The organism is Allobosea sp. (genome assembly GCF_017308075.1).
In the GTDB taxonomy this organism is placed as follows: domain Bacteria; phylum Pseudomonadota; class Alphaproteobacteria; order Rhizobiales; family Beijerinckiaceae; genus Allobosea.
Genome location: NZ_JAFKFX010000009.1, coordinates 1 through 1,981, shown reverse-complemented (window position 1 = coordinate 1,981; position 1,981 = coordinate 1). Strand labels below are relative to the sequence as shown.

General features: G+C 66.2%; 1 protein-coding gene and 1 pseudogene. Both read left to right on the top strand.

Annotation, left to right across the window (positions count from 1 at the left end):
* Positions 1–216 (top strand): annotated as a pseudogene (locus J0J10_RS00335) (TRAP transporter small permease subunit); the annotation flags it as partial.
* 152 nt (positions 217–368) lie between these two features.
* Positions 369–1,981: TRAP transporter large permease (locus J0J10_RS00330; RefSeq protein ID WP_291644342.1), on the top strand; the 1,613-nt coding region annotated here is incomplete at its 3' end.

The window sequence follows — 1,981 nt, the reverse complement described above, 5'->3', positions numbered from 1 at the left end:
TCGGCCGGCGGCCTGCCGCAATGGCCGGCCAAGGGCCTGGTCGTGATCGGCTTCGTGATGCTCGTCTTCCAGGGCATCTCGGAGATCATCAAGCAGATCGCGATCATGCGCGGAAAGCTCGACGACGACGACAGCTCGCGCGGCCATGCGGCCGCCGCCGAGGCCGAGGCCCAGCGCCTGCTCGACCAGGCGAAGGCCGAAGGCCTCGCCCCGTGAGCCCAGCAGCAGATTCCCGGAACGCTTCCATGACCCTCGCCCGCTCCGCCCGCGCCTGCGCGCTGCTGCTCGCGCTCAGCGCCGCCGCCTTCTTCAGCCTGCATACCGGCGAGGCCCAGGCCGCCGGCTTCGGCGACTTCATCCGCGAGAACATGGCGCCGGTGATGTTCGCCGCGCTCGTCGTCTTCCTGCTGCTCGGCTACCCCGTCGCCTTCGCGCTCGCCGCCAACGGCCTGCTCTTCGCCCTGGTCGGCATCGAGCTCGGCATGTTCCAGGAAAACTTCCTGCAGGCCCTGCCGGAGCGCATCTACGGCACGATGAACAATGACGTGCTGCTTGCCATCCCGTTCTTCACCTTCATGGGGCTGGTGCTGGAGCGCTCGGGCATGGCCGAGGACCTGCTCGACACCATCGGCCAGCTCTTCGGGCCGATCCGCGGCGGCCTCGCCTATGCCGTCGTCTTCGTCGGCGCCCTGCTCGCCGCCACCACCGGCGTCGTCGCCGCCTCGGTGATCTCGATGGGCCTGATCTCGCTGCCTATCATGCTGCGCTACGGCTATGACCGGCGCCTCGCCACCGGCATCATCGCCGCCTCGGGCACGCTCGCCCAGATCATCCCGCCCTCGCTGGTCCTGATCGTGCTCGCCGACCAGCTCGGCCGCTCGGTCGGCGACATGTATGAGGGCGCCTTCGTGCCCGGCCTGGTGCTGGCCAGCCTCTATGCCGGCTACATCTTCCTGATCACCATCGTCTATCCCAAGCGCGCCCCCGGCCTGCCGCCGGAGGCCCAGACCCTGCGCGATGCCGACGGCAAGACAAGGCGCTTCTCGCTGCTGGTGGTGACGCTGATCTGCTTTGCCATCGCCTATGCCTATATGAAGCTCTTCACCAAGCTCAGCGCCGGTGCCGACTTCGTCATCCTGACGATGTCGATCATGGTCGCCGCGGCCTTCGTCATCGCCCTCGCCAACAAGATCCTGAAGCTCAACCTGCTCTCGCGCATGACCGAGCAGGTGATCTTCGTGATGGTGCCGCCGCTCGCCCTGATCTTCCTCGTGCTCGGCACCATCTTCATCGGCCTCGCCACCCCGACCGAGGGCGGCGCCATGGGCGCGGCCGGCGCGATCCTGCTCGCCTGGGGCAAGAAGCGCATGACCTTCGACCTGCTGCGCCAGGCGACGGAGTCGACCGCCAAGCTCTCGGCCTTCGTGCTCTTCATCCTGGTCGGGGCGCGGGTGTTCTCGCTGACCTTCTACGGCGTCAACGGCCATCTCTGGGTCGAGCACCTGCTCGTCGGCCTGCCCGGCGGCGCCACCGGATTCCTGATCGTCGTCAACGTGATGGTCTTCCTGCTCGCCTTCTTCCTCGACTTCTTCGAGCTCGCCTTCATCATCGTGCCGCTGCTCGGACCGGCCGCCGACAAGCTCGGCATCGACCTGATCTGGTTCGGCGTCATCCTCGCGGTCAACATGCAGACCTCGTTCATGCACCCGCCCTTCGGCTTCGCCCTGTTCTTCCTGCGCTCGGTCGCGCCCAAGGAACGCTACAAGGACAAGGTCACCGGCAAGATGATGGAGCCGGTCACCACCGGACAGATCTACTGGGGCGCCGTACCCTTCGTCGTCATCCAGTGCATCATGGTCGCGCTCGTCGTCTTCTTCCCGCAAATGGTCATGCACTACAAATCTTCCGCAGTGCAGCTCGACCAGCAGCAGATCAACAAACAGTTCGACTCAATCCAGATACCAGGACTGGGCGGTGGCGG